We start from the raw sequence: 26491 nt of genomic DNA, 5'->3' as shown, positions 1-26491 counted from the left end.
TTACAATGATTAAAAAAGCTTCGCTGATGACGGCTCTCTCCGTCACGGCATTTTCTGGCTGGGCGCAAGACAGCAATTCAGATACGTTAGTGGTGACAGCAAATCGTTTTCAACAGCCAGTCAATACGGTTCTTGCGCCGACTGACGTGGTCACCCGGGAAGATATCGATCGCTGGCAGGCGAAGGATTTAAACGATGTTATGCGTCGGCTGCCGGGTGTGGATATTGCCCAGAATGGCGGGATGGGGCAAAGCTCTTCTTTATTTATCCGCGGCACCGAAGCCAAACAGGTTCTGGTACTGATTGATGGCGTACCCATGCCTCGTCCTGGTATTACCAACAACCCTGACCTCAACCAAATACCGCTATCGCTGGTGCAGCGTGTGGAATACATCCGTGGTCCGCGTTCGGCCATTTACGGTTCCGGTGCGATGGGCGGCGTGATTAACGTCATCACCCACTCTGATAAAGAAGAATCTAAGATCACCGCAGGCGTTGGCTCTGAAGGCTACCAGCAATACGACGGCACTCTGCGCCATCGCTTCGGCGATACGGTTGCGACGGTCGCCGGTTCCTATGAGGGAAACAAAGGCTTTAACGTTCAGCCTGATTCGACCTGGTCGCACGATCAGGATCGCGATGGTTTCCGCAGCAAAGCGTTCTGGGGTGGTCTTGAGCATAAATTTAACGATAACCTGAACGGTTTCTTCCGCGGGCGTAGCTATACCAACAACGCAGACTACGATCTGGGAAGCCCGCCATATAGCCCTGCCTACAGCGCAGATGAAGAGCAGCTCTATAACCAGAGCTGGGACGCAGGCCTGGCATTTAGTTCCGGAATCTACTCTTCACAGCTGATCGCCAGCTATCAGAAGGTCAAAGACTATAACTACAGCAGCATCTATGGCCGTTACAATGACGGCACGACGCTCGATCGGATGACGCAGCGTAATCTGCAGTGGGGCAATAACGTTATTGTTGGCCATGGCTCTGTGAGCGCCGGCGTGGACTGGCAGCAGCAGCGGCTGACCTCGTCGGATACGGTAATATCGGATACCTACAAGCGTGATAACACGGGTCTGTATCTGACCGGTCAGCAGCAGTTTGGCGATGTGACGCTCGAAGCGTCCGGTCGTGAAGACCACGATGAACAGTTCGGCTGGCACGGTACCTGGCAGACCACCGCCGGTTGGGAGTTCGTGGAAAACTATCGCGTAACCCTGGGCTATGGCACCGGCTTCCTCGCCCCTTCACTGGGACAGCAGTTCGGTTCGACCCGATTTGGCATCAGCTCAAACCCGAACCTGAAGCCGGAAGAGTCTCAACAATGGGAAGCGGGGCTTGATGGTCTTACCGGTCCGCTGGACTGGCGCCTGTCGGCGTATCACTACAAAATCACTAATCTGATTACCTATTACTCAGATCCTGTCACCTATGAAGGCGAGTATGACAATATCAATGCCGCAACGATTAAAGGCGTTGAGTGGACGGGTAATATCGATACAGGCATTTTCAGCCATCGCGTCACGTTGCAGTACGTCGACCCGCGTAATGATGATAATGGTGAAGTCCTGGCCAGACGTTCTAAACGCCAGGCGAAGTATCAGGTGGACTGGACGATGTTCAACGTCGATATGGATGTATCGTGGCAGTATTACGGCAAGCGCTACGATAACAACACGTCTCAGTACAATAATACGCAGCGCATTTTGCCAAGCTACAGCACTCTTGACGTTTCTGCCGCGTATCCGATCACCGATCACCTGACGGTTCGTGGTAAAATAGCCAACCTGTTCGATAAAGATTACGAGACAGCTTATGGCTACCAAACTGCAGGACGAGAATACTACTTGTCTGGCAGCTACACCTTCTGATCCACGTCCCACCGTGCTGGTGTTTGACTCCGGCGTCGGTGGGTTGTCGGTTTATAATGAGATTCGGCAGCTGCTGCCGAATCTGCATTACATCTACGCTTTTGATAACGTTGCTTTCCCTTATGGGGAGAAGAGTGAAGAATTCATCGTTGAACGCGTGCTCGAAATCGTCACTGCCGTTCAACAACGTTATCCGCTGGCGCTGGCCGTCATTGCCTGTAACACCGCCAGCACCGTCTCTCTTCCCGCCCTTCGTGAAAAATTCGCCTTTCCTGTTGTGGGGGTCGTTCCGGCGATTAAACCTGCCGCGCGTTTGACGGCGAACGGCATTGTCGGCCTGCTGGCAACGCGTGGTACGGTCAAGCGTCCCTATACGCGGGAGTTGATAAGCCGCTTTGCGAATGAATGTAAGATAGAAATGCTGGGTTCCGCTGAACTCGTTGAGCTGGCGGAAGCGAAGCTGCATGGTGAACCGGTCCCGTTGGATGAACTACGGCGCATTCTGCGCCCGTGGCTGCGAATGGCGGAGCCGCCTGATACGGTTGTGCTGGGTTGCACGCATTTCCCTCTCTTACAGGAAGAGCTGCAACAGGTGCTCCCGGAAGGAACGCGGATGATCGACTCCGGTGCCGCCATTGCCCGTCGTACCGTCTGGCTGCTGGAACATGAAGCTCCGGATGCGAAATCCAGCGACCCGAATATTGCTTATTGCATGGCGCTGACGGCCGAAACTGAACAACTTTCACCCGTTTTGCAGCGTTACGGCTTTGAGAAGCTCGAAAAACTGCCACTTTAATGGCGTTTTGCACAAAAAAGAGACGGTTGAAAAGTTTTTTTAAAACAGGGCTTGTCAACGTCTCAGAACTCCCTATAATGCGCCTCCACTGACACGGAACAACGGCTTACAGGCCGCCGGGTTAGCGGGGTTCAGCGATGAACACCAACAGAGAAAAGCAAAAATAAATGCTTGACTCTGAATGAGGAAAACGTATTATACGGGACCTCGCGACAGAGCGCTCAGCGCCGTTGCACTGCTCTTTAACAATTTATCAGACAATCTGTGTGGGCACTCAAAGTGACATGGATTCTTAACGTCCTCGGACGAAAAATGAATACCAAGTCTCTGAGTGAACACGTAATTCATTACGAAGTTTAATTCACGAGCATCAAACTTAAATTGAAGAGTTTGATCATGGCTCAGATTGAACGCTGGCGGCAGGCCTAACACATGCAAGTCGAGCGGTAGCACAGAAGAGCTTGCTCTTTGGGTGACGAGCGGCGGACGGGTGAGTAATGTCTGGGAAACTGCCTGATGGAGGGGGATAACTACTGGAAACGGTAGCTAATACCGCATAACGTCGAAAGACCAAAGTGGGGGACCTTCGGGCCTCATGCCATCAGATGTGCCCAGATGGGATTAGCTAGTAGGTGGGGTAATGGCTCACCTAGGCGACGATCCCTAGCTGGTCTGAGAGGATGACCAGCCACACTGGAACTGAGACACGGTCCAGACTCCTACGGGAGGCAGCAGTGGGGAATATTGCACAATGGGCGCAAGCCTGATGCAGCCATGCCGCGTGTATGAAGAAGGCCTTCGGGTTGTAAAGTACTTTCAGCGAGGAGGAAGGCATTAAGGTTAATAACCTTAGTGATTGACGTTACTCGCAGAAGAAGCACCGGCTAACTCCGTGCCAGCAGCCGCGGTAATACGGAGGGTGCAAGCGTTAATCGGAATTACTGGGCGTAAAGCGCACGCAGGCGGTTTGTTAAGTCAGATGTGAAATCCCCGGGCTCAACCTGGGAACTGCATTTGAAACTGGCAAGCTTGAGTCTTGTAGAGGGGGGTAGAATTCCAGGTGTAGCGGTGAAATGCGTAGAGATCTGGAGGAATACCGGTGGCGAAGGCGGCCCCCTGGACAAAGACTGACGCTCAGGTGCGAAAGCGTGGGGAGCAAACAGGATTAGATACCCTGGTAGTCCACGCTGTAAACGATGTCGACTTGGAGGTTGTTCCCTTGAGGAGTGGCTTCCGGAGCTAACGCGTTAAGTCGACCGCCTGGGGAGTACGGCCGCAAGGTTAAAACTCAAATGAATTGACGGGGGCCCGCACAAGCGGTGGAGCATGTGGTTTAATTCGATGCAACGCGAAGAACCTTACCTACTCTTGACATCCACGGAATTTAGCAGAGATGCTTTAGTGCCTTCGGGAACCGTGAGACAGGTGCTGCATGGCTGTCGTCAGCTCGTGTTGTGAAATGTTGGGTTAAGTCCCGCAACGAGCGCAACCCTTATCCTTTGTTGCCAGCGGTTCGGTACGGGAACTCAAAGGAGACTGCCAGTGATAAACTGGAGGAAGGTGGGGATGACGTCAAGTCATCATGGCCCTTACGAGTAGGGCTACACACGTGCTACAATGGCATATACAAAGAGAAGCGACCTCGCGAGAGCAAGCGGACCTCATAAAGTATGTCGTAGTCCGGATCGGAGTCTGCAACTCGACTCCGTGAAGTCGGAATCGCTAGTAATCGTGGATCAGAATGCCACGGTGAATACGTTCCCGGGCCTTGTACACACCGCCCGTCACACCATGGGAGTGGGTTGCAAAAGAAGTAGGTAGCTTAACCTTCGGGAGGGCGCTTACCACTTTGTGATTCATGACTGGGGTGAAGTCGTAACAAGGTAACCGTAGGGGAACCTGCGGTTGGATCACCTCCTTACCTGAAAGAACCTGCCTTTGTAGTGTCCACACAGATTGTCTGATGAAAAATAAGCAGTAAAAAATCTCTGCAGGCTTGTAGCTCAGGTGGTTAGAGCGCACCCCTGATAAGGGTGAGGTCGGTGGTTCAAGTCCACTCAGGCCTACCAAATTCGCTACCGTGCTGCGTTATGGCGACTACTCACATACTTCAGTATGCTTCGCGTCACCATGCCTTGCCCGATATCGAATAACGGTAAACAGAGATGACAATTACGATGGGGTTATAGCTCAGCTGGGAGAGCGCCTGCCTTGCACGCAGGAGGTCTGCGGTTCGATCCCGCATAGCTCCACCATCCTTTACTGCTGCACAATAAAAAACTTCAGAGCGTACCTGAAAAGGTATGCTGCGAAGTTTTGCTCTTTAAAAATCTGGATCAAGCTGAAAATTGAAACGACACACTGTTTCCTTTCTCCGTAATAAGAAAGGAAAAATGGTGTGTTCGAGTCTCTCAAATTTTCGCAATGCGAACTGTTTTACGAAACAGTTTCGGGTTGTGAGGTTAAGCGACTAAGCGTACACGGTGGATGCCCTGGCAGTCAGAGGCGATGAAGGACGTGCTAATCTGCGATAAGCGTCGGTAAGGTGATATGAACCGTTATAACCGGCGATTTCCGAATGGGGAAACCCAGTGTGATTCGTCACACTATCGTTAAGTGAATACATAGCTTAACGAAGCGAACCGGGGGAACTGAAACATCTAAGTACCCCGAGGAAAAGAAATCAACCGAGATTCCCCCAGTAGCGGCGAGCGAACGGGGAGCAGCCCAGAACCTGAATCAGTTTGTGTGTTAGTGGAAGCGTCTGGAAAGTCGCAGGGTACAGGGTGATACTCCCGTACACTAAAATGCACATTCTGTGAGTTCGAAGAGTAGGGCGGGACACGTGGTATCCTGTCTGAATATGGGGGACCATCCTCCAAGGCTAAATACTCCTGACTGACCGATAGTGAACCAGTACCGTGAGGGAAAGGCGAAAAGAACCCCGGCGAGGGGAGTGAAAAAGAACCTGAAACCGTGTACGTACAAGCAGTGGGAGCCTCTTTATGGGGTGACTGCGTACCTTTTGTATAATGGGTCAGCGACTTATATTCTGTAGCAAGGTTAACCGTATAGGGGAGCCGCAGGGAAACCGAGTCTTAACTGGGCGTTAAGTTGCAGGGTATAGACCCGAAACCCGGTGATCTAGCCATGGGCAGGTTGAAGGTTGGGTAACACTAACTGGAGGACCGAACCGACTAATGTTGAAAAATTAGCGGATGACTTGTGGCTGGGGGTGAAAGGCCAATCAAACCGGGAGATAGCTGGTTCTCCCCGAAAGCTATTTAGGTAGCGCCTCGTGAACTCATCTTCGGGGGTAGAGCACTGTTTCGGCTAGGGGGTCATCCCGACTTACCAACCCGATGCAAACTACGAATACCGAAGAATGTTATCACGGGAGACACACGGCGGGTGCTAACGTCCGTCGTGAAGAGGGAAACAACCCAGACCGCCAGCTAAGGTCCCAAAGTCATGGTTAAGTGGGAAACGATGTGGGAAGGCACAGACAGCCAGGATGTTGGCTTAGAAGCAGCCATCATTTAAAGAAAGCGTAATAGCTCACTGGTCGAGTCGGCCTGCGCGGAAGATGTAACGGGGCTAAACCATGCACCGAAGCTGCGGCAGCGACGCTTATGCGTTGTTGGGTAGGGGAGCGTTCTGTAAGCCGTTGAAGGTGGCCTGTGAGGGTTGCTGGAGGTATCAGAAGTGCGAATGCTGACATAAGTAACGATAAAGCGGGTGAAAAGCCCGCTCGCCGGAAGACCAAGGGTTCCTGTCCAACGTTAATCGGGGCAGGGTGAGTCGACCCCTAAGGCGAGGCCGAAAGGCGTAGTCGATGGGAAACAGGTTAATATTCCTGTACTCGGTGTTACTGCGAAGGGGGGACGGAGAAGGCTATGTTAGCCGGGCGACGGTTGTCCCGGTTTAAGCATGTAGGCGGAGCGTTTAGGTAAATCCGGACGCTTATTAAACGCTGAGGTGTGATGACGAGGCACTACGGTGCTGAAGTAACAAATGCCCTGCTTCCAGGAAAAGCCTCTAAGCATCAGGTAACATCAAATCGTACCCCAAACCGACACAGGTGGTCAGGTAGAGAATACCAAGGCGCTTGAGAGAACTCGGGTGAAGGAACTAGGCAAAATGGTGCCGTAACTTCGGGAGAAGGCACGCTGATGGTAGGTGAAGTGACTTGCTCACGGAGCTGAAATCAGTCGAAGATACCAGCTGGCTGCAACTGTTTATTAAAAACACAGCACTGTGCAAACACGAAAGTGGACGTATACGGTGTGACGCCTGCCCGGTGCCGGAAGGTTAATTGATGGGGTTATCCGTAAGGAGAAGCTCTTGATCGAAGCCCCGGTAAACGGCGTACGTAACTATAACGGTCCTAAGGTAGCGAAATTCCTTGTCGGGTAAGTTCCGACCTGCACGAATGGCGTAATGATGGTACAGGCTGTCTCCACCCGAGACTCAGTGAAATTGAACTCGCTGTGAAGATGCAGTGTACCCGCGGCAAGACGGAAAGACCCCGTGAACCTTTACTATAGCTTGACACTGAACATTGAGCCTTGATGTGTAGGATAGGTGGGAGGCTTTGAAGTGTGGACGCCAGTCTGCATGGAGCCAACCTTGAAATACCACCCTTTAATGTTTGATGTTCTAACGTAGACCCGTGATCCGGGTTGCGGACAGTGTCTGGTGGGTAGTTTGACTGGGGCGGTCTCCTCCTAAAGAGTAACGGAGGAGCACGAAGGTTAGCTAATCCTGGTCGGACATCAGGAGGTTAGTGCAATGGCATAAGCTAGCTTGACTGCGAGCGTGACGGCGCGAGCAGGTGCGAAAGCAGGTCATAGTGATCCGGTGGTTCTGAATGGAAGGGCCATCGCTCAACGGATAAAAGGTACTCCGGGGATAACAGGCTGATACCGCCCAAGAGTTCATATCGACGGCGGTGTTTGGCACCTCGATGTCGGCTCATCACATCCTGGGGCTGAAGTAGGTCCCAAGGGTATGGCTGTTCGCCATTTAAAGTGGTACGCGAGCTGGGTTTAGAACGTCGTGAGACAGTTCGGTCCCTATCTGCCGTGGGCGCTGGAGAATTGAGGGGGGCTGCTCCTAGTACGAGAGGACCGGAGTGGACGCATCACTGGTGTTCGGGTTGTCATGCCAATGGCATTGCCCGGTAGCTAAATGCGGAAAAGATAAGTGCTGAAAGCATCTAAGCACGAAACTTGCCCCGAGATGAGTTCTCCCTGACTCCTTGAGAGTCCTGAAGGAACGTTGAAGACTACGACGTTGATAGGTCGGGTGTGTAAGCGTAGCGATACGTTGAGCTAACCGATACTAATGAACCGTGAGGCTTAACCTTACAACGCCGAAGCTGTTTTGGCGAAGAGACGAAATTGATTTTCAGCCTGATGACAGATTATTCACTGCGCAGAGATGCGGGGTGGAAACAGAATTTGCCTGGCGGCAATAGCGCGGTGGTCCCACCTGACCCCATGCCGAACTCAGAAGTGAAACGCCGTAGCGCCGATGGTAGTGTGGGGTCTCCCCATGTGAGAGTAGGGAACTGCCAGGCATCAAATTAAGAACGCAATCACAGCGATGTTGTGACTGGTTCGAAGGTTAAAGCAGTAAACCGGGGTGACAACCGGTAGCAGTAAAACAGTATTCGGTGGAGCGGTAGTTCAGTCGGTTAGAATACCTGCCTGTCACGCAGGGGGTCGCGGGTTCGAGTCCCGTCCGTTCCGCCACTTATTTAAAGTTAAGCCTGCTAATACATTAGCGGGCTTAATAGTAAGAGATTTAGGGGCGTAGCTCAGTTGGTAGAGCACCGGTCTCCAAAACCGGGTGTCGCGAGTTCGAGTCTCTCCGCCCCTGCCATATATAATCCTTTGCTCAGGCAAAGGATTTTTTTTGTCTGTTATTCACTATCCCCAGCGCTTTACAGCATCCTCCGTCCATGGAGGCGTGCGTCATTCCAGTATGCCTGTTTTCAGTATTTCACGGATCTGTACCTGTTTGTCGCTGTTTTGTAACCAGATAGCGTACAGAGGCCGAGATAGCGTTGTGCTATCCGTTACCGTATGCAGGCCGCTTTTATCCTTCGCCCAATGTGTAGGTAGCCATGTGCAACCATTAAGCGCAGCAAGCTGCTGATAAGCCAGTTCAGCAGAACTGGTGGTCAGTAGGGGGACATCATCACTGCCAATCAGTCCGACTTCATTTTGTTGAAAGTCCGGACCCCATTCCAGGCGCAAATAATTCAATTCATTCTTATTTTTAAATGGTGAAGCGCAGTAGAGTGCCAGGGTGAAATTACCGAGTAACTGGCTGCTTAATTCGTCCATTTTCGGTGATTCTGTCGTGATCAGCAGATCAAGCTGCCGTTCATGTAGTTGTTTAACCAGCGATTGTCGCTGCGCAATCCTGGCCTCAAACTGCAGGTTATAGGGTTCCTTATAGAGTTTCCCCATCCATCCGTTAAGCATGCACTCCCATAAGGATGCACTGCCGCCAATTGAGAATTCGTTATGCCGGGAGGCGTTCGCCACCTCTTTTCTCGCCGCCTGCCAGGTATTCATCAGGGTTTCGGCATAAGGAAGCAGTTTCTCGCCGGCTGATGTCAGACGGATATTGTTGCGATGGCGGGTAAAAAGGTTGACGCCAAGCTGGTTTTCCAGCTGACGAATACGAAAGCTGACGGCTGATTGCGTCAGATAAAGCGCCTCTGCTGCTCGTCCAAAGTGGCGAGTTCTGCTCACCTCGAGGAAAGTTTTGAGCAATTCCGTATCCACACTCTTCTCCGCAAAATTATTTGTCGTAATGATTTAAATCTTTTGTTTTACACTCTGTCAAGCGTAACTAATACTCCGCGCCATAAATAGCTCGGCCAAAGAATCAGGAGCGTGTAGGATGGCGGAAAGCTTTATGACGACTAATCGTTTTTTCGATAATAAACATTATCCGCGCGGGTTCTCCCGTCATGGTGATTTCACCATCAAAGAGGCACAACTGCTGGAACAGCATGGTTATGCCCTTAACGAACTGGAACTGGGTAAACGCGAACCTGTCACCGAAGATGAAAAACAATTTGTTTCGGTCTGCCGTGGGGAATGTGAACCAGCTACGGAAATGGAGCGTGTCTGGATCAAGTATATGGCACGCATTAAGCGGCCTAAGCGTTTTCATACGCTCTCCGGCGGTAAACCGCAGGTCGAAGGCGCTGAAGATTACACCGAAAGCGATGATTAAGAAAAAAAGGGCGTAAGCCCTTTTTTTATGCCATAAGTTTTTGCAGATGATTCAGCATCCGGTCCACTGCCCGATAGCCCAGGGCCTCCTGCAGGTGGTAGCGCTCAATACGGGGTTCATCTTCTATGTCGGCGATAGTCCGTGCGACTTTCAACAGGCGCTGCCAGGCACGGATAGAGAGCCCCAGCTGCAATAGTACCTGCTCCAGCCATATAGCATCCTCTTTACTGAGCGGACACCAGATTTTCATTTCGTTACTCTCGAGGTCGGCATTAAGTTTCTCCTGTCGGGCCAGCTGCTTGTCGCGCGCGGCGAGAACCCGCTTCCTCACGCTGGCGCTATCTTCCACACCAGAGGCTACCAGACTGAGCACGCCTGGAGGCGGTAGTGGAATTTCAAGCGAGAGATCGAAACGGTCGAGGAACGGGCCAGACAGGCGTCCCAGATAACGTAATGTTTGTTCCGGCGATGCGCGATTATGATGCCCCTGGTAATGTCCGGTCGGGCTGGGATTCATTGCTGCAATAAGCTGAAAATGTGCCGGGTAGTCAATTTTCGCCCGGGTACGTGAAATATGTATTTTCCCTGATTCCATGGGCTCTCGTAGTGCATCCAACACCCGACGTTCAAACTCCGGTAGCTCATCAAGAAACAGTACCCCGTTATGAGCCAGGGAGATCTCTCCGGGTATGGGGATTGAGCCACCTCCAACCATCGCCGTGAGCGATGCGCTGTGATGTGGGCTGCGAAACGGCCGTCTACGCCACTGTTTTGTTGCGCGGTTGGCACTGAAGAGACTTAGGATCGCGGCACTTTCTAGCGCCTCTTGATTACTTAATGGTGGCAGGAGCCCCGGCAGTCGGCTGGCAAGCATGGTTTTTCCTGTTCCGGGAGGGCCTATCAACAACAGGTTATGCCCGCCTGCGGCAACAATTTCTAGTGCCCGCTTTCCCTGCTGCTGGCCAATAACATCGCTCAGGTCAGGCAGCGGCTCCGCAGGATATTCTGCCTCCGGCAGGGGAGGATTTAGCGCATGCTGCCCCTCAAGAAAGGCACAGACTTCCTGTAGATGCCCGGCGACAAGACACTCCTGGCCTTCAATGAGCCCCACTTCAGCTGCATTATCTTCCGCGACGATGATTTGCCGTCCGGCTTTTATCGCCTCCATTGCGCTGGAGATGGCGCCAGGAACGCCACGTAGCGCCCCTGTGAGCGCGAGTTCGCCAATAAACTCGTATTGATTCAGCCTGGTGGCATTTAGCTGCTCCGACGCCACCAGAAGCGCGAGAGCGATGGGGAGATCGTACCGGCCTCCCTCTTTGGGGAGATCGGCAGGTGCCAGGTTGATGGTGATTTTTTTGGCCGGGAACGTATAGCCGCTATTAATTATCGCACTGCGTACCCGGTCACGAGCCTCTTTCACCGTAGTTTCAGGAAGGCCCACCATAGTCAGTCCGGGGAGCCCGTTGCTAATATGAATTTCGACAGTAATAAGAGGGGCACTGATACCGAACGCGGCCCGTGTGTAAATAATCGCGAGTGACATAATGCCTCCTGAGTGCGGGCATTATGTCTGTCTGATAACTATCAGTAATCTGCAATAAATGGATTTTACGCGACAGATTCCAGCTAATTCGCCGAATATTATTACATTTCACTCGTTATGGAATTGGCTTCGCAGACGGGCTCCATCGCGAAAGACTGTATTGCCGTAAAGCATCACATCGTCATAGAAAAGAACGATAAATTGAATTTTTTTCATTTTATATTTTTCCTATTAAAAACAATTGTTTTACAAAAAACTGTTAGCGCGATCAGCAAGTGACGCATAAAAAAATCTTGTGTTTAACGTGATGTCTGTGGTAACTCTTTAGGTATTCCTTCGAACAAGAAGCCAGAAAGTACATAAAATGACAGCCCTTCTACGAGTGATTAGCCTGGTCGTGATTAGCGTGGTGGTGATTATTATCCCACCGTGCGGGGCTGCACTTGGACGAGGAAAGGCTTAGAAATCAAGCCTTAACGAACTAAGACCCCCGCACCGAAAGGTCCGGGGGTTTTTTTATAACTTAAAAATGATAAGTGAGGAGCAGACCATGACCAACAGCATAAAATTCTGTTTCTCCCGATCTATGACGGGGAACTAACTATGAATGGGGCGCAGTGGGTAGTACATGCTTTGCGGACACAGGGAGTCGACACTGTTTTTGGCTATCCTGGTGGCGCGATTATGCCGGTTTACGATGCGTTGTATGACGGCGGCGTGGAACACCTGTTGTGCCGGCACGAGCAAGGTGCGGCAATAGCCGCTATTGGTTATGCCCGCGCCACGGGTAAAACCGGTGTGTGCATCGCCACCTCTGGGCCAGGTGCGACAAACTTGATCACTGGCCTGGCGGATGCGTTGCTGGACTCTATCCCCGTCGTTGCTATCACCGGCCAGGTTGCGGCGCCGTTTATCGGTACCGATGCTTTCCAGGAAGTGGACGTCATGGGTTTGTCGCTGGCCTGTACGAAACATAGCTTCCTCGTTCAGTCACTGGAAGAATTGCCGCGAGTGATCGCTGAGGCTTTTCAGGTGGCAAACTCTGGTCGCCCTGGTCCAGTGCTGGTCGATATTCCAAAAGACATCCAGCTGGCGAAAGGCGAGCTCGACCCGTATTTCTCGACGGTTGATAACGACACTGATTTCCCCCAGGCGGAGGTTGAGCAAGCCCTGCAAATGTTGGCTGCTGCGCAAAAACCGATGCTGTACGTTGGGGGAGGCGTAGGGATGGCGCAGGCCGTTCCCGCTTTGCGCGAGTTTATCGCCATGACCCAAATGCCGGCCACCTGCACATTGAAAGGTCTGGGTGCCGTTGATGCGGCGTATCCATACTATCTGGGTATGCTGGGGATGCACGGTACCAAAGCGGCCAATCTGGCGGTACAGGAGTGCGACCTGCTGATTGCTGTTGGTGCACGTTTCGATGACCGCGTCACCGGGAAGCTGAACACGTTTGCTCCGCACGCCAAAGTCATCCATCTGGATATCGATCCGGCGGAGCTGAACAAGCTGCGTCAGGCCCATGTTGCTCTGACAGGCGATCTGAATACATTGCTGCCTGCATTGCAGCTGCCGCTTTCAATCGACGCCTGGCGCCAGCGTATTCAGGCGCTGTGTGACGAGCATGCATGGCGCTACGACCATCCGGGTGAGGGCATTTATGCACCGCTGCTGCTCAAACAGCTGTCCGACCGTAAGCCAGCTGATAGCGTTGTGACGACCGACGTGGGCCAGCATCAAATGTGGTCTGCACAGCATATGACCTATACACGCCCGGAGAATTTTATTACCTCCAGCGGGTTAGGCACGATGGGCTTTGGCCTGCCGGCTGCGGTGGGTGCGCAGGTTGCGCGTCCGAACGATATCGTTATCTGCGTCTCCGGCGATGGCTCATTCATGATGAATGTCCAGGAGCTGGGAACCGTGAAACGTAAACAGCTGCCGTTAAAGATCCTGTTACTGGATAACCAGCGCTTAGGCATGGTTCGTCAGTGGCAACAGCTGTTTTTCGCGGAGCGTTATAGCGAAACCACCCTGACCGATAACCCCGATTTTGTCACGCTGGCCAGCGCCTTCGGTATCCCCGGTCAGCACATAACCCGTAAAGACCAGGTTGAAGCGGCTCTCGACACCATGCTTTCGAGCCAGGGGCCATACCTGCTTCATGTCTCAATCGATGAACTTGAGAACGTCTGGCCGTTGGTACCGCCCGGTGCCAGTAATGCAGAAATGCTGGAGAAATTATCATGATGCAACATCAGGTCGCTTTACAGGCTCGCTTCAACCCGGAAACCTTAGAACGTGTGCTGCGCGTGGTTCGCCATCGTGGCTTTCAGGTCTGCGCCATGAATATGGAAACCGCGGCAGAGGCCGGCAGCATAAATATTGAATTGACCGTTGCCAGTCAGCGGCCCGTCGAATTACTGTTTAGTCAATTAAGTAAGCTGGTCGACGTCGCCTGCGTCGAGATCCAGCAACCAACATCACAACAAATCCGCGCATAAGCGCAAGGGAAGAAAAATGACGACGAAAAAAGCTGATTACATTTGGTTCAACGGCGAGATGGTTCCGTGGGGAGAGGCAAAGGTTCACGTGATGTCTCACGCGCTTCACTACGGCACCTCCGTGTTTGAAGGCATCCGTTGCTACGACTCGCACAAAGGACCGGTGGTGTTCCGCCATCGTGAACATATGCAGCGTCTGCATGACTCAGCCAAAATCTATCGTTTCCCGGTATCTCAAAGCATTGATGAGCTGATGGAAGCCTGTCGTGAAGTCATTCGCCAAAACAACCTGACCAGCGCTTATATTCGACCATTGATCTTTGTTGGCGACGTTGGCATGGGCGTTAACCCGCCTGCGGGATACAGCACTGACGTGATCATCGCGGCGTTCCCGTGGGGAGCCTATCTTGGCGCTGAAGCGCTGGATCAGGGGATCGATGCGATGGTTTCTTCCTGGAACCGTGTGGCACCAAACACCATCCCGACCGCCGCAAAAGCCGGTGGTAACTATTTGTCCTCTCTGCTGGTTGGCAGCGAAGCGCGCCGTCACGGCTATCAGGAAGGGATCGCGCTGGACGTTAACGGCTATATCTCCGAAGGCGCAGGTGAGAACCTGTTTGAAGTGAAAGATGGCATATTGTTTACACCGCCATTCACCTCCTCCGCACTGCCGGGCATTACCCGTGATGCCATTATTAAACTGGCAAAAGATCTGGATATCGAAGTTCGCGAGCAGGTGCTGTCCCGTGAATCTCTGTATCTGGCTGATGAAGTCTTTATGTCCGGTACTGCTGCGGAAATCACCCCGGTGCGCAGCGTTGACGGTATTCAGGTTGGTGAAGGCCGCTGCGGCCCTGTCACCAAGCGCATTCAGCAAGCATTCTTTGGCCTCTTCACCGGTGAAACCGAGGATAAATGGGGCTGGCTGGATCAGGTTAACCAATAAATATACCCGTCATATTTCAAGCATAAGCATAAAAAAATGGGGCGGCACGCAGCGCCCCATGTCACAGAGACTGGGAGTAACTAAAGCATGCCTAAGTACCGTTCCGCCACCACCACTCATGGCCGTAATATGGCGGGTGCCCGCGCGCTGTGGCGCGCAACCGGGATGACCGACGCTGATTTCGGTAAGCCAATTATCGCCGTTGTTAACTCCTTTACCCAATTTGTACCGGGTCACGTACATCTGCGCGATCTTGGTAAGCTGGTTGCAGAGCAGATTGAAGCCTCAGACGGCGTTGCCAAAGAATTCAACACCATTGCGGTGGATGATGGGATCGCCATGGGGCATGGAGGTATGCTTTATTCACTGCCATCCCGCGAACTGATCGCCGACTCCGTCGAGTACATGGTCAATGCGCACTGTGCCGATGCCATGGTTTGCATTTCCAACTGCGACAAAATCACCCCGGGGATGCTGATGGCGTCCTTGCGCCTGAATATTCCGGTCATTTTTGTTTCCGGTGGTCCAATGGAGGCCGGGAAAACCAAGCTTTCTGACAAGATAATCAAACTCGACCTCGTTGACGCAATGATTCAAGGGGCGGACCCGAAAGTCTCCGACGAGCAGAGTGAGCAGGTAGAGCGTTCAGCCTGTCCGACCTGCGGTTCCTGTTCGGGGATGTTTACCGCCAACTCGATGAACTGCTTGACCGAAGCGCTGGGTCTCTCGCAGCCGGGTAACGGCTCCCTGCTGGCCACTCACGCCGACCGTAAACAGCTGTTCCTCAACGCCGGGAAACGCATCGTTGAGCTGACCAAACGCTATTACGAGCAGGATGACGAATCTGCGCTGCCGCGCAATGTCGCTTGCAAAGCGGCGTTCGAAAATGCCATGACGCTGGATATCGCCATGGGGGGTTCCACGAACACGGTACTTCACCTGCTGGCCGCCGCGCAGGAAGCGGAAATCGACTTCACCATGAGCGATATCGATAAGCTTTCGCGCAAGGTTCCGCAGCTGTGCAAAGTGGCGCCGAGCACGCAGAAATACCATATGGAAGATGTTCACCGCGCAGGCGGCGTGCTGGGCATTCTCGGCGAGCTGGATCGCGCCGGGCTACTGAACCGTGAAGTGAAAAACGTGCTGGGCCTGACTCTGCCGCAAACGCTGGATCGCTATGATGTCATGCTGACCAAAGACGATGCGGTGAAAAAAATGTTCCGCGCCGGTCCGGCCGGTATCCGCACCACTCAGGCGTTCTCGCAGGACTGTCGCTGGGATACGCTGGATGACGATCGCGCTGAAGGCTGCATCCGTTCTCTGGAGCATGCTTACAGCAAAGACGGCGGTCTGGCGGTGCTGTACGGCAACTTTGCGGAAAATGGCTGCATCGTTAAAACCGCAGGTGTGGATGACAGTATTCTGAAATTCACCGGCCCGGCGAAAGTGTATGAAAGCCAGGATGATGCGGTAGAAGCGATTCTTGGTGGCAAAGTCGTGGCGGGCGACGTTGTGGTCATTCGCTACGAAGGGCCGAAGGGCGGCCCGGGTATGCAGGAAATGCTCTATCCGACGACCTTCCTGAAATCAATGGGCCTGGGTAAAGCCTGTGCGTTGATTACCGACGGACGTTTCTCCGGCGGGACATCGGGCCTGTCGATTGGCCACGTCTCACCGGAAGCGGCCAGCGGTGGCAATATCGCGATCATCGAAGACGGCGATATGATTGCCATTGATATTCCGAACCGCGGCATTGAGCTGCAACTGAGCGATGCCGAAATCGCCGCACGTCGTGAAGCGCAAGAGGCCCGCGGCGATCGCGCCTGGACGCCAAAAGCGCGTGAACGCCAGGTTTCCTTCGCACTCCGCGCTTATGCCAGCCTGGCAACCAGCGCCGATAAAGGCGCGGTGCGCGATAAATCGAAACTAGGGGGTTAATGATGGCCGAATCACAACCCCTGTCTGCCGCCCCTGAGGGGGCGGAATATCTCAGGGCGGTGCTGCGCGCGCCGGTCTATGAAGCGGCCCAGATTACGCCGCTGCAAAAAATGGAAAAACTGTCGTCGCGTCTGGATAACGTGATTCTGGTGAAGCGAGAAGATCGCCAGCCGGTTCATAGCTTCAAGCTACGCGGGGCTTACGCAATGATGGCGGGGTTGACGGAAGAGCAAAAAGCGCAGGGTGTGATCACCGCTTCCGCGGGTAACCACGCCCAGGGCGTCGCGTTCTCCGCATCGCGTCTTGGCGTGAAGGCGCTGATCGTGATGCCAGTTGCCACGGCGGATATTAAGGTCGATGCGGTGCGTAGCTTTGGTGGTGAGGTGCTGCTGCACGGTGCCAACTTTGATGAAGCGAAAGCAAAAGCCATCGAGCTGGCGCAACAGCAGAGTTTTACCTGGGTCCCGCCATTTGACCACCCGATGGTGATTGCCGGGCAGGGCACGCTGGCGCTGGAGCTGTTACAGCAGGATGCGCATCTGGATCGCGTGTTTGTCCCGGTTGGCGGCGGTGGCCTTGCCGCCGGCGTGGCGGTACTGATTAAGCAGCTGATGCCGCAGATCAAAGTGATTGCGGTGGAAGCGGAAGACTCCGCCTGTCTGAAAGCCGCGCTGGAAGCCGGGCACCCGGTCGACCTGCCGCGGGTCGGGCTGTTTGCCGAAGGTGTGGCGGTGAAACGCATCGGCGATGAGACCTTTCGACTCTGCCAGGAGTATCTTGACGATATTATCACCGTCGACAGCGATGCGATTTGCGCGGCGATGAAAGATTTGTTCGAAGATGTCCGCGCCGTAGCTGAACCCTCCGGCGCACTGGCGCTAGCGGGAATGAAGAAGTATATCGCTCAGCATCATATCCGCGGCGAACGGCTGGCACATGTACTTTCCGGCGCTAACGTTAACTTCCATGGCCTGCGCTATGTTTCCGAACGGTGCGAGCTGGGAGAGCAACGTGAGGCGCTGCTGGCAGTGACCATTCCGGAAGAGAAAGGCAGCTTCCTGAAGTTCTGTCAGCTGCTGGGTGGCCGTTCAGTGACCGAGTTCAACTATCGTTTTGCTGATGCAAAAGACGCCTGCATTTTTGTCGGGGTTCGTCTGAGCCGCGGTCTGGAAGAGCGCAAAGAGATTCTGGATCTGCTGCGTGAAGGGGGCTACAGCGTTGTCGATCTATCCGATGACGAAATGGCGAAACTCCATGTGCGCTATATGGTCGGCGGGCGGCCGTCAAAACCGCTGCAGGAGCGCCTGTTCAGCTTCGAGTTTCCAGAATCACCGGGGGCGCTGCTTAAGTTCCTGCATACGCTAGGCACCCACTGGAATATCTCTCTGTTCCACTACCGTAGCCATGGGACCGACTACGGTCGCGTGCTGGCGGCGTTCGAGCTTGGCGATCATGAACCGGATTTTGAAACCCGGCTGCATGAGCTGGGCTACGATTGCCACGATGAAACGCATAACCCGGCATTTCGCTTCTTCCTTGCCGGCTAATGCCTGATGGCGCTGCGCTTATCGGGCCAACTATCAGATCGCTGGCCGGGTAAGGCGCCTGCGCCTGCACCCGGCAAAATATTAGTGGTTCGGTAAAATAGACCAGAAAGCATCGATAAGCGGCTCATACAGCCGCTTTTTTTGTGCGCACACGCCCAGCTCAAACGGCGTTTTCTCATCGCTACGCTCCAGAATCATCACGCGATTGCGCACCGGTTCCGGGCTGTTTTCCAGTACCACCTCCGGGATTAAGGCCACGCCGCAGCCGAGAGCGACCATCGACACCATCGCTTCATGGCCGCCGACGGTGGCGTAAATCGAGGGATTGCTGATTTTATGGCGGCGAAACCACAGCTCGATACGACGGCGGACTGGCCCCTGATCCGCCATGATAAACGGCACGGTTGACCAGTCGGGCTTCTCCTGGCTGACCTGGGTACGCACCGGGCAGGCTAATGCCGGGGCAATCAGCACCACCGCCAGGTTTTCCAGCATCGAGAAGGCGACGGAGCCAGGCAACGTTTCCGGTTTGCCGGCAATCGCAAGATCGGCTTCGCCGGTGACGACTTTCTCCATCGCATCGGCGGCATCGCCGGTGGAGAGCTTAATTTCTACCGAGGGGTGGGCCGCGCGGAAGCGATCGAGAATTGGCGGCAGGTGGCTGTAGGCCGCCGTCACCGAGCAGAAGATATGCAGCTCGCCGGAAAGCGAGGGCCCCTGTTGATCAATGGCGTGCCGAAGCTGCTGATATTGCAGTAGCGTCTGCTGGGCGAACAGACGTAGCTCTTCGCCGGCTTCGGTCAAGGTCACGGTTCGGTTATCACGAACAAACAGCGGCTGGCCGAGGTCTTCTTCCAGGCGCTGGATCTGGCGCGAAAGGGTGGAAGGGCTGACGTGCATCGCCCGTGCGCTGCGCCCAAAATGGCGGCTTTCCGCCAGATGCAGGAAGGTTTTCAGATCGCGTAAATCCACAGGCCGCACTCCAGGGTTTTACATTGCAGATATTGCAACGTGATGTTGTGAATATATCAATTTCCGCAATGAATTTCCTGTCATATAGTAAGTTCATTCTCGCATATGCGAACCGAACAATAAGACAGTACAACATCACGAGGTATCACCATGGCTAACTACTTTAATACACTGAACCTGCGCCAGCAGCTGGCACAGCTGGGCAAATGTCGCTTTATGGGTCGCGACGAATTCGCCGATGGCGCAAGCTACCTTCAGGGTAAAAAAGTGGTTATCGTCGGCTGCGGCGCTCAGGGTCTGAACCAGGGCCTGAATATGCGTGACTCCGGTCTGGATATTTCCTATGCGCTGCGTAAAGAAGCCATTGCTGAGAAGCGTGCTTCATGGCGTAAAGCGACCGAAAACGGTTTTAAAGTCGGTACCTATGAAGAGCTGATCCCGCAGGCTGACCTGGTGGTTAACCTGACGCCGGACAAACAGCACTCTGACGTTGTGCGTTCCGTACAGCCGCTGATGAAAGACGGCGCTGCGCTGGGTTACTCCCACGGCTTCAACATCGTGGAAGTGGGCGAGCAGATTCGTAAAGACATCACCGTGGTAATGGTTGCGCCGAAATGCCCGGGTACCGAAGTTCGTGAAGAGTACAAACGTGGTTTCGGCGTACCGACACTGATCGCGGTTCACCCGGAAAACGATCCGAAGGGCGAAGGCATGGCCATTGCTAAAGCCTGGGCTGCGGCGACCGGCGGTCACCGCGCGGGTGTTCTGGAATCCTCCTTCGTTGCGGAAGTGAAATCTGACCTGATGGGCGAGCAGACCATCCTGTGCGGTATGCTGCAGGCTGGTTCACTGCTGTGCTTCGACAAGCTGGTGGAAGAAGGCACCGACCCGGCTTACGCAGAAAAACTGATCCAGTTCGGCTGGGAAACCATCACCGAAGCGCTGAAGCAGGGCGGTATCACCCTGATGATGGATCGCCTGTCTAACCCGGCGAAACTGCGTGCTTACGCGCTGTCCGAACAGCTGAAAGAGATCATGGCGCCGCTGTTCCAGAAACATATGGATGACATCATCTCCGGTGAATTCTCCTCCGGCATGATGGCTGACTGGGCTAACGACGATAAGAAACTGCTGACCTGGCGCGAAGAGACCGGTGCGACCGCGTTTGAAACCGCCCCGCAGTTTGAAGGCAAAATTAGCGAGCAGGAGTACTTCGATAAAGGCGTTCTGATGATCGCGATGGTGAAAGCGGGCGTTGAGCTGGCATTCGAAACCATGGTCGATTCCGGCATCATCGAAGAATCTGCTTACTACGAATCACTGCACGAGCTGCCGCTGATTGCCAACACTATCGCCCGTAAGCGTCTGTACGAAATGAACGTGGTTATCTCCGACACCGCAGAATACGGTAACTATCTGTTCTCTTACGCTTGCGTACCGCTGCTGAAAGAGTTCATGACGACGTTGCAGACCGGCGACCTGGGTAAAGCGATTGCCGAAGGCGCGGTAGACAACGCGCAGCTGCGTGATGTGAACGACGCGATCCGCAGCCACGCTATTGAAGAGGTTGGCCAGAAGCTGCGTGGCTATATGACTGATATGAAACGTATCGCTGTCGCGGGTTAATTCTTCGCTCTCGATATGTGAGTAAACATCAACCCGGTGGCGTCCGCGCTACCGGGTTTTTTGTTTTGGCCACCGCGCCAGACGATATTCCCTCATTTTTTGCTTTTACCTTCCGCCATCAATCAACTTAAATTCATTTAAATATCAATGTCATATTATTTTATCTGGCATTTTCTTCGTGTAGATATTGTTGAAATGAATCTAATGTAATATCGTAAGTTACATGAAAATAAATAACTCATTCTCAGCAACGCTGCACATTCTGCTCCATATGGAACAGGTTGATAAACCCATGACGTCGGAACAGATGGCCGCCTTTATCGACGGTAATCCGGCTTTTATTCGTAAGCTCCTTGCCGGGCTACGGGAAAATAACATCGTCTGCGCAACGAAAGGGCATCACGGCGGCTGGCGGCTTTGCCGTTCGGTGGGCGAAGTGACGCTTTATGATATTTACACCGCGCTGGGCTCGCCGGGGCTGTTTGCCATTGGTAATCGAAATGAAAATCCTGAATGCCTGGTCGAGCAAGGGGTGAATCGGGTGATGTCGTCGACGCTGGCGGATGCCGAAGCGCTGATCGTGGCGCGTTTTAAAGGACTGTCGTTACAGGATATTGGGACAGAATTTATCAGCTATTTCAACGAAAAGGGTCACATCCATGATGTCTGATTTAATCAATGAGTTAACAATCTGTCTGATGATTGCACTGGCGGCGAGTAGTATGTCGATGACGGTGACGCAAACAGAGCTATTCGCGGCATTTCGCGCCTGGACCGTGAAAAAGAACGCCATGGCTGGACATCTTTTTCAGTGCTTCTATTGCCTGAGCCATTGGGTGGTTTTTGGTGGGATGCTGGTTTATCGTCCGGCGCTGCTGCACAGCGGTATCGCTTTCATTGACTGGATGATGACGGCATTTATTACTATCACTCTGACAACGCTTATCAACGGCCTGATGTTTAAAGTTTTCCAGGCAGCAGTCACCACGCATGTTCTGAAGCACGAAGCGCAGAAAACGCTGCAGTCGCATAAATAACAGCGGGCCTCTCTGTTGCAGAGGGGCCCGGCCGTTGTTACTTGCGGTACAGCACTTTGATGATGTGATAACCGAACTGCGTGTGCAGCGGCCCGGTTGGCTCCAGCTCAGGGCCGGAGAACACGACCTTATCAAATGCCGGAACCATCTGGCCCTGTTTGAACTCACCTAAATGACCGCCCTTTTTACCTGACGGGCAAGTAGAGTGCTTCTTCGCCAGCTTCTCGAAATCGGCGCCATTTTTAATCTGCTCCAGCAGTTCGAGGGCCAGTTTCTCTTCTTTCACCAGGATGTGCATTGCTGCCGCGGTTTTCGCCATGATTGTGCCTTGATAATTTGCTATGAATCAGATGGCAATATTAGCATGCGCTAGCGGCGATACAGCACCTTAATGATATGGTAGCCGAACTTGGTTTTGACCGGTCCGTAAGGTTTTAGCAGCGGGCAGCTAAAGACCGCTTGATCAAACGGCCCGACCATGACGCCTTGATTAAACTCCCCGAGATCGCCGCCGTTGCGACCAGATGGGCACTTTGAATATCGTTTTGCCAGATGATCGAAGCTGACGCCTCGATCCAGCTTCGCGAGGATCTCCTGGGCCAGCTTCTCTTCTTTTACCAGGATATGCAGGGCTGCTGCTGACTTTGCCATCGTTTTACTCTCAGGATAATAGGTGTTGCCAACACTTTACCATTAGCCGGTAAATCTCCCCTTGGCTTTCTGCTACAATCCCCACCCCGTTCGAAGATTGAGCAAAACACCCATGCGTTTAAACCCTGGCCAACAACAAGCCGTCGAATTCGTTACCGGACCGTGCCTGGTGCTGGCGGGCGCCGGCTCCGGTAAGACCCGCGTTATCACGAATAAAATCGCCCACCTGATCCGCGGCTGCGGCTATCAGGCGCGCCATATTGCGGCGGTGACGTTTACCAACAAAGCGGCACGTGAAATGAAAGAGCGTGTCGGGCAAACGCTGGGACGCAAAGAAGCGCGGGGGCTGATGATTTCCACTTTCCATACTTTGGGGCTGGATATTATTAAGCGGGAATATGCTGCGCTGGGGATGAAATCTAACTTTTCTTTGTTTGATGATACCGACCAGGTGGGTCTGCTAAAAGAGCTGACCGAAGGGCTGATCGACGATGATAAAGTCGTATTGCAACAGCTGATCTCGACGATCTCCAACTGGAAAAACGATCTGCAAACGCCGGCTCAGGCGGCAGCCGCCGCAAAGGGTGAACGGGATCGGATCTTTGCCCATTGTTACGGGCTCTACGACGCCCATATGAAGGCCTGCAACGTGCTGGATTTTGACGATCTGATCCTGTTGCCGACCTTGCTGTTGCAGCGCAATGAAGAAGTTCGCGAACGCTGGCAGAACAAGATTCGCTATCTGCTGGTGGATGAGTATCAGGATACCAACACCAGCCAGTATGAGATGGTGAAGCTGCTGGTGGGGCAGCGAGCACGTTTTACCGTGGTCGGCGATGATGACCAGTCGATCTATTCCTGGCGCGGAGCGCGGCCGCAGAACCTGGTCCTGTTGAGCCAGGATTTTCCGGCACTGCAGGTGATCAAGCTCGAACAGAACTACCGTTCTTCCGGGCGCATCCTGAAAGCCGCTAACATCCTGATTGCTAACAACCCGCACGTTTTCGAAAAACGCCTGTTCTCCGAGCTGGGCTATGGCGTGGAGCTGAAGGTGCTCTCCGCAAATAATGAAGATCATGAAGCAGAGCGGGTGGCCGGTGAACTGATCGCCCACCACTTTATCAATAAGACGCAATATAAGGATTACGCGATCCTCTACCGCGGCAACCATCAGTCGCGGGTCTTTGAAAAGATGCTGATGCAAAACCGGATCCCGTACAAAATTTCGGGCGGCACATCATTCTTTTCACGGCCTGAGATTAAAGACCTGCTGGCCTATCTGCGCGTGCTGACTAACCCGAATGATGACAGCGCCTTCCTGCGTATCGTCAATACGCCGAAACGCGAAATTGGGCCGGCAACGTTACAAAAACTGGGTGAATGGGCGATGACCCGCAATAAGAGTTTGTTCACCGCCAGTTTTGATATGGGCCTCACCCAGACGCTCAGCGGTCGCGGATACGATGCGCTTACCGGCTTTACGCAGTGGCTCGGCGAGATCCAACGTCTGGCAGAAAGCGAGCCGGTCGCGGCGGTGCGCGATCTGATTCGCGGGGTAGATTATGAATCCTGGCTGTATGAGACCTCCCCGAGTCCGAAGGCCGCAGAAATGCGGATGAAAAACGTTAATCAGCTGTTTAGCTGGATGACCGAGATGCTCGAAGGCAGCGATATCGATGAGCCGATGACCCTGACACAGGTGGTCACCCGCTTTACCCTGCGCGATATGATGGAGCGCGGCGAGTCAGATGAAGAGTCGGATCAGGTGCAGTTAATGACCCTGCACGCCTCGAAGGGGCTGGAGTTTCCTTACGTCTACCTGGTCGGCATGGAAGAGGGGCTGCTGCCGCATCAGAGTAGCATTGATGAAGACAACGTTGATGAAGAGCGCCGGCTGGCATACGTCGGTATTACCCGCGCACAAAAAGAGCTGACCTTTACCCTGTGTAAAGAGCGCCGTCAGTACGGCGAACTGGTGCGTCCGGAGCCGAGCCGATTTTTGCTGGAGCTGCCGCAGGACGACCTGATCTGGGAGCAGGAGCGCAAGGTTATCTCGCCGGAAGAGCGAATGCATAAAGGGCAGGCAAACGTCGCCAATATCCGGGCGATGCTGGCAAAAGCGAAAGGGAAATAAGGTTGCTCTGTGAACCCCGGTGACGCACACCGGGGATGCTGTATCGAACCCGCTGAAATTCAGGCGAAATTAAGCCACTTCCAGTGACCAGTGGACATAGCTTTGCCACTGGCACTCTTGTTCCACCATCTCCCGACCCAGCGGATGACTTTCCAGCCACCCCTCCGGTAGCGTCAGCACGAGTTTCTCGCATTCGACCGTCAGTGAAATGACCGGCAGCAGGTCGTCGCGACGGCGGCTGGCAAACAGGATGGCCAGACGCAGCAACCGGCACAGATGCTCCGCAACCCGCGGCTTCACCGCATTTTGCTGATGGAGCGAGGAGAGATCGATGGCGTTAGTTTGGTTAAGCAGTAATGTTGCGAGCAGTTTTTTCTGCGCGGGTGTGAAACCAGGAAGATCGAGGTTGCTCACCAGGTAGGCGGCGTGCTGCGGGGCGCGTTTAAAATCGACGCTCAGGCCAATTTCGTGCAGCTCGCAGGCGCTGGCCAGCAGTTCACGGCTCAGCGATTCCAGCTCCCAGACATCATCCAGTTGATTCACCAGGTGTGCTGCAAGATGGGTTACGCGCTGGGCCTGCTCGGTATCGATCATAAAGCGGCGCTGAATATTACGCAGCGTACGGCTACGGATATCCTGATCGACGGACAGATGCAGCATGCCGTAAACCAGACCTTCACGCAGTGCACCGCCCGCGAGGGTCATGCACTGAATATTCAGCTCACTGAAGATGGCGATAAGTATGGCCAGTCCGCTGGGGAAAACCAGGGCGCGCTCTAAGGTTAAGCCTTCGATTTCCAGCTCTTCCAGGCGCCCGCATTGAATCGCACGCTGTTTGAGCTGCTGCAGTTTAGCCAGGGTGATACGTTCATCCATCCCCTGTGCCATCATGATTTCCTGTAGCGCCTGAACGGTGCCGGATGCGCCGACGCACACTTTCCAGCCGTGGTAATTCAGGATGTCAGTAATCGGACGTAAAACCTCACGAGCCGCGTTTTCTGCGAGATCGAAATTTTCTTTTGTCAGGTTGCGATCGGCGAAGTAGCGCTCCAGCCAGGTGACGCACCCCATCGACAGGCTAAAGAGGGAAGTGGTCTGTGCACCCGTTCCGGTCACCAGTTCAGTACTGGCTCCGCCGATATCGACAACCAGACGCCGATCTTCTCCGCCGGTTGTATGTGCAACACCTTGATAAATAAGGCGGGCTTCTTCTTCGCCGCTGATTACCTGCACGGGACAGCCGAGGATTTCCCGCGCCTTTGCCAGAAAATCATCGGCATTGACGGCCAGGCGTAACGTGGCGGTCGCCACAACACGAATTTGGGCAGGGGGGATATCCTGCAGGCGTTCAGCAAACAGGCGCAGACACTGCCATCCACGCTCCATCGCTTCCGCGGAGAGCGTATTATCGCTGTTCAGGCCAGCGGCCAGACGCACTTTGCGCTTGATGCGGCTGAGCGTCTGGATGCTCCCGGCCACCTCGCGTACAACCAACATATGAAAGCTATTAGAACCAAGATCGATAGCTGCATAAAGCGAGGTGGAGCTCATACACTTCATCCTTCAAGTTGCCTCTGTGTTGGCGGCATTTTTTCGCCCGAATCACTTACCAGTGTAAGCTCGTCGGGGCTCACTTTCTTGCCGCCTTGATGCGCCTTGAATG

20 protein-coding genes, 4 tRNA genes and 3 rRNA genes are annotated in these 26491 nt (G+C 53.7%); 21 read left to right on the top strand and 6 right to left on the bottom strand.

Translation table 11 applies throughout. The features are described 5' to 3' along the window. Window positions 1-5: 5 nt before the first annotated feature. From btuB to ACMYSK_RS18620, 9 genes are all read left to right on the top strand, one after another. A complete protein-coding gene (gene btuB / locus ACMYSK_RS18660; protein ID WP_434637654.1) occupies window positions 6-1874 on the top strand; it encodes a TonB-dependent vitamin B12 receptor BtuB in 1869 nt (622 codons plus the stop codon). Next, on the top strand, window positions 1819-2670 hold the full coding sequence (murI, locus tag ACMYSK_RS18655; protein ID WP_434637652.1) for a glutamate racemase: 852 nt from the start codon (window positions 1819-1821) through the stop codon (window positions 2668-2670). The genes btuB and murI overlap by 56 nt, the downstream gene beginning before the upstream one ends. A gap of 378 nt (window positions 2671-3048) precedes the next feature. Further along, window positions 3049-4591: ribosomal RNA gene (locus ACMYSK_RS18650) — 16S ribosomal RNA — on the top strand. 71 nt (window positions 4592-4662) lie between these two features. After that, window positions 4663-4739 (top strand) — tRNA-Ile (locus tag ACMYSK_RS18645). 110 nt (window positions 4740-4849) lie between these two features. Next, window positions 4850-4925 (top strand) — tRNA-Ala (locus ACMYSK_RS18640). Between the two features lie 205 nt (window positions 4926-5130). Next, a 23S ribosomal RNA gene (locus ACMYSK_RS18635) occupies window positions 5131-8038 on the top strand. A gap of 97 nt (window positions 8039-8135) precedes the next feature. Continuing rightward, window positions 8136-8251 (top strand): 5S ribosomal RNA (gene rrf, locus ACMYSK_RS18630). The 16S, 23S and 5S rRNA genes sit together here with 4 tRNA genes alongside, the layout of an rRNA operon. 98 nt (window positions 8252-8349) lie before the next feature. Then, a tRNA-Asp gene (locus tag ACMYSK_RS18625) sits at window positions 8350-8426 on the top strand. 54 nt (window positions 8427-8480) lie between these two features. After that, window positions 8481-8556 (top strand) — tRNA-Trp (locus ACMYSK_RS18620). 92 nt (window positions 8557-8648) lie between these two features. Here the strand turns inward: ACMYSK_RS18620 and hdfR are convergent. Beyond that, window positions 8649-9470 (bottom strand): HTH-type transcriptional regulator HdfR, encoded by an 822-nt coding sequence (gene hdfR, locus ACMYSK_RS18615; protein ID WP_434637650.1) that lies wholly within the window; start codon window positions 9468-9470, stop codon window positions 8649-8651. A 118-nt stretch (window positions 9471-9588) separates the two neighbouring features. On the opposite strand from hdfR, the gene ACMYSK_RS18610 reads away from it, so the two are divergent. Next, the gene (locus tag ACMYSK_RS18610) at window positions 9589-9927 is read left to right on the top strand and encodes a DUF413 domain-containing protein (RefSeq protein WP_434637648.1); all 339 of its coding nucleotides are present in this window, start codon (window positions 9589-9591) and stop codon (window positions 9925-9927) included. Window positions 9928-9952: 25 nt separating this feature from the next. Here ACMYSK_RS18610 and ACMYSK_RS18605 read toward each other — a convergent pair whose 3' ends face one another. Continuing rightward, entirely contained in the window at window positions 9953-11473 is a 1521-nt protein-coding gene (locus ACMYSK_RS18605; RefSeq protein ID WP_434637647.1) for a YifB family Mg chelatase-like AAA ATPase, read from the bottom strand. Window positions 11474-11837: 364 nt separating this feature from the next. Between ACMYSK_RS18605 and ilvL the strand changes: the two genes are divergently transcribed. From ilvL to ilvA, 7 genes are all read left to right on the top strand, one after another. Then, window positions 11838-11936: an ilv operon leader peptide gene (gene ilvL / locus ACMYSK_RS18600; protein ID WP_001311244.1), complete on the top strand. Its 99-nt coding sequence runs from the start codon at window positions 11838-11840 to the stop codon at window positions 11934-11936. A gap of 66 nt (window positions 11937-12002) precedes the next feature. Beyond that, entirely contained in the window at window positions 12003-12074 is a 72-nt protein-coding gene (gene ilvX / locus ACMYSK_RS18595) for a peptide IlvX (protein ID WP_201405924.1), read from the top strand. A 2-nt stretch (window positions 12075-12076) separates the two neighbouring features. Continuing rightward, on the top strand, window positions 12077-13723 hold the full coding sequence (gene ilvG / locus ACMYSK_RS18590) for an acetolactate synthase 2 catalytic subunit (RefSeq protein ID WP_434637645.1): 1647 nt from the start codon (window positions 12077-12079) through the stop codon (window positions 13721-13723). Then, complete coding sequence (gene ilvM / locus ACMYSK_RS18585; protein ID WP_434637643.1) at window positions 13720-13977, top strand: acetolactate synthase 2 small subunit; 258 nt, start codon at window positions 13720-13722, stop codon at window positions 13975-13977. Before ilvG ends, ilvM begins: the two co-directional genes overlap by 4 nt. A gap of 16 nt (window positions 13978-13993) precedes the next feature. Further along, window positions 13994-14923: a branched-chain-amino-acid transaminase gene (ilvE, locus tag ACMYSK_RS18580; RefSeq protein WP_434637641.1), complete on the top strand. Its 930-nt coding sequence runs from the start codon at window positions 13994-13996 to the stop codon at window positions 14921-14923. Between the two features lie 87 nt (window positions 14924-15010). Then, window positions 15011-16861 carry a dihydroxy-acid dehydratase gene (gene ilvD, locus ACMYSK_RS18575; protein ID WP_434637639.1) on the top strand — a complete coding sequence of 617 codons (1851 nt, stop codon included), beginning with the start codon at window positions 15011-15013 and terminating at the stop codon, window positions 16859-16861. 2 nt (window positions 16862-16863) lie between these two features. Continuing rightward, the gene (gene ilvA, locus ACMYSK_RS18570) at window positions 16864-18408 is read left to right on the top strand and encodes a threonine ammonia-lyase, biosynthetic (protein ID WP_434637637.1); all 1545 of its coding nucleotides are present in this window, start codon (window positions 16864-16866) and stop codon (window positions 18406-18408) included. Between the two features lie 81 nt (window positions 18409-18489). On the opposite strand, the gene ilvY is transcribed toward ilvA, so the two are convergent. Next, the gene (gene ilvY / locus ACMYSK_RS18565; RefSeq protein WP_004869503.1) at window positions 18490-19380 is read right to left on the bottom strand and encodes an HTH-type transcriptional activator IlvY; all 891 of its coding nucleotides are present in this window, start codon (window positions 19378-19380) and stop codon (window positions 18490-18492) included. A gap of 150 nt (window positions 19381-19530) precedes the next feature. On the opposite strand from ilvY, the gene ilvC reads away from it, so the two are divergent. From ilvC to ACMYSK_RS18550, 3 genes are all read left to right on the top strand, one after another. Continuing rightward, window positions 19531-21006 (top strand): ketol-acid reductoisomerase, encoded by a 1476-nt coding sequence (ilvC, locus tag ACMYSK_RS18560; RefSeq protein ID WP_434637635.1) that lies wholly within the window; start codon window positions 19531-19533, stop codon window positions 21004-21006. Between the two features lie 223 nt (window positions 21007-21229). After that, complete coding sequence (locus ACMYSK_RS18555; protein WP_434637633.1) at window positions 21230-21676, top strand: RrF2 family transcriptional regulator; 447 nt, start codon at window positions 21230-21232, stop codon at window positions 21674-21676. After that, window positions 21666-22043: a DUF1360 domain-containing protein gene (locus tag ACMYSK_RS18550; RefSeq protein WP_434637631.1), complete on the top strand. Its 378-nt coding sequence runs from the start codon at window positions 21666-21668 to the stop codon at window positions 22041-22043. The genes ACMYSK_RS18555 and ACMYSK_RS18550 overlap by 11 nt, the downstream gene beginning before the upstream one ends. A gap of 37 nt (window positions 22044-22080) precedes the next feature. On the opposite strand, the gene ppiC (ACMYSK_RS18545) is transcribed toward ACMYSK_RS18550, so the two are convergent. Together ppiC (ACMYSK_RS18545) and ppiC (ACMYSK_RS18540) are read right to left on the bottom strand one after the other, a co-directional pair. Beyond that, complete coding sequence (gene ppiC, locus ACMYSK_RS18545; protein WP_434637629.1) at window positions 22081-22362, bottom strand: peptidylprolyl isomerase PpiC; 282 nt, start codon at window positions 22360-22362, stop codon at window positions 22081-22083. A gap of 50 nt (window positions 22363-22412) precedes the next feature. Further along, entirely contained in the window at window positions 22413-22694 is a 282-nt protein-coding gene (gene ppiC / locus ACMYSK_RS18540; protein WP_434637628.1) for a peptidylprolyl isomerase PpiC, read from the bottom strand. A 112-nt stretch (window positions 22695-22806) separates the two neighbouring features. Between ppiC (ACMYSK_RS18540) and rep the strand changes: the two genes are divergently transcribed. Continuing rightward, window positions 22807-24828: a DNA helicase Rep gene (gene rep, locus ACMYSK_RS18535; protein ID WP_434637626.1), complete on the top strand. Its 2022-nt coding sequence runs from the start codon at window positions 22807-22809 to the stop codon at window positions 24826-24828. A 69-nt stretch (window positions 24829-24897) separates the two neighbouring features. Here the strand turns inward: rep and gppA are convergent, their stop codons facing one another. Further along, on the bottom strand, window positions 24898-26388 hold the full coding sequence (gppA, locus tag ACMYSK_RS18530; RefSeq protein ID WP_434637624.1) for a guanosine-5'-triphosphate,3'-diphosphate diphosphatase: 1491 nt from the start codon (window positions 26386-26388) through the stop codon (window positions 24898-24900). Between the last annotated feature and the right edge of the window lie 103 nt (window positions 26389-26491).

Origin of the sequence: Klebsiella sp. I138 (assembly GCF_051131765.1) — a bacterium.
Taxonomy (GTDB): Bacteria; Pseudomonadota; Gammaproteobacteria; order Enterobacterales; family Enterobacteriaceae; genus Klebsiella.
The sequence above is the reverse complement of the archived record's forward strand: the minus strand, read 5'-3'. Positions and strand labels throughout refer to the sequence as shown.

Bases quoted from the DNA above. Each gene is read 5' to 3' on its own strand.
- ilvG (WP_434637645.1), top strand. From the start codon at position 12,077: ATGAATGGGGCGCAGTGGGTAGTACATGCTTTGCGGACACAGGGAGTC.
- ilvA (WP_434637637.1), top strand. From the start codon at position 16,864: ATGGCCGAATCACAACCCCTGTCTGCCGCCCCTGAGGGGGCGGAATAT.
- ilvE (WP_434637641.1), top strand. From the start codon at position 13,994: ATGACGACGAAAAAAGCTGATTACATTTGGTTCAACGGCGAGATGGTT.
- ACMYSK_RS18605 (WP_434637647.1), bottom strand. From the start codon at position 11,473: ATGTCACTCGCGATTATTTACACACGGGCCGCGTTCGGTATCAGTGCC.
- ACMYSK_RS18610 (WP_434637648.1), top strand. From the start codon at position 9,589: ATGGCGGAAAGCTTTATGACGACTAATCGTTTTTTCGATAATAAACAT.
- ACMYSK_RS18550 (WP_434637631.1), top strand. From the start codon at position 21,666: ATGATGTCTGATTTAATCAATGAGTTAACAATCTGTCTGATGATTGCA.
- gppA (WP_434637624.1), bottom strand. From the start codon at position 26,388: ATGAAGTGTATGAGCTCCACCTCGCTTTATGCAGCTATCGATCTTGGT.
- ilvM (WP_434637643.1), top strand. From the start codon at position 13,720: ATGATGCAACATCAGGTCGCTTTACAGGCTCGCTTCAACCCGGAAACC.
- ilvD (WP_434637639.1), top strand. From the start codon at position 15,011: ATGCCTAAGTACCGTTCCGCCACCACCACTCATGGCCGTAATATGGCG.
- rep (WP_434637626.1), top strand. From the start codon at position 22,807: ATGCGTTTAAACCCTGGCCAACAACAAGCCGTCGAATTCGTTACCGGA.
- ppiC (WP_434637629.1), bottom strand. From the start codon at position 22,362: ATGGCGAAAACCGCGGCAGCAATGCACATCCTGGTGAAAGAAGAGAAA.
- murI (WP_434637652.1), top strand. From the start codon at position 1,819: ATGGCTACCAAACTGCAGGACGAGAATACTACTTGTCTGGCAGCTACA.
- btuB (WP_434637654.1), top strand. From the start codon at position 6: ATGATTAAAAAAGCTTCGCTGATGACGGCTCTCTCCGTCACGGCATTT.
- ilvC (WP_434637635.1), top strand. From the start codon at position 19,531: ATGGCTAACTACTTTAATACACTGAACCTGCGCCAGCAGCTGGCACAG.
- ppiC (WP_434637628.1), bottom strand. From the start codon at position 22,694: ATGGCAAAGTCAGCAGCAGCCCTGCATATCCTGGTAAAAGAAGAGAAG.
- ilvL (WP_001311244.1), top strand. From the start codon at position 11,838: ATGACAGCCCTTCTACGAGTGATTAGCCTGGTCGTGATTAGCGTGGTG.
- ACMYSK_RS18555 (WP_434637633.1), top strand. From the start codon at position 21,230: ATGAAAATAAATAACTCATTCTCAGCAACGCTGCACATTCTGCTCCAT.